This is a genomic window from Chryseobacterium sp. GP-SGM7 (assembly GCF_049166575.1).
Taxonomy (GTDB): Bacteria; Bacteroidota; Bacteroidia; order Flavobacteriales; family Weeksellaceae; genus Chryseobacterium.
Window position 1 is genome coordinate 1 of sequence record NZ_JBMHFF010000016.1, and the last position, 588, is coordinate 588.

The 588-nt window shown below is 33.3% G+C and carries 1 protein-coding gene; it reads left to right on the forward strand.

What is annotated here, in order from left to right:
- Positions 1–588, forward strand: a 588-nt coding sequence (locus tag ACOOWA_RS18085; protein ID WP_421377351.1) for a vitamin K epoxide reductase family protein, incomplete at both ends; no start/stop codon positions are given.

Genomic DNA, 588 nt, shown 5'->3' on the forward strand with positions numbered 1-588 from the left:
AAACGCTGAATAAGGAGGAACTTTACAAAAATTCTGGTGAGTTTGTACTTCTTTTTGAGAAAACCGAGAATATAAAATCGACGTCATTTTTCAATTTTCAACCATTTATTTATCTGGTTTTTGGGATCATTATTCTCTATTCATTCCTGCAGTTTACCTGGTATGAAAGTATTTTCAACATTTTGTCTTTAGCTGGAGTTTATATTTCAGTAGAACTTTTTAATCAGAAATTTGGTCAGGAATCTGCTGTAGTCAGTAATATTTGTGGAGGAGCAGCGAATATTGATTCTCAAAGCTCATGTTCAAAGATTTTTTCTTCTGATAAAACTAATATTTTGGGTTTGAAGCTCTCCGATTTTAGCTTAATCTATTTCTTGGGAATTACACTGGTTGGACTTATTTTTCCGCAGGCACAATTTATTTTGCGAATTACTGCAATGATTTCGATTTTTGTGATCCTCTATTCTTTGTATGTTCAGGCTTTTGTTGAGAAGTCACTTTGCCGGGTTTGTCTGGTTATTATTTTTGTATTGCTCGGTCAGATCGCAATCAGTTCTGTTTATTTTAGTTGGAATGTATCTTTAGCTG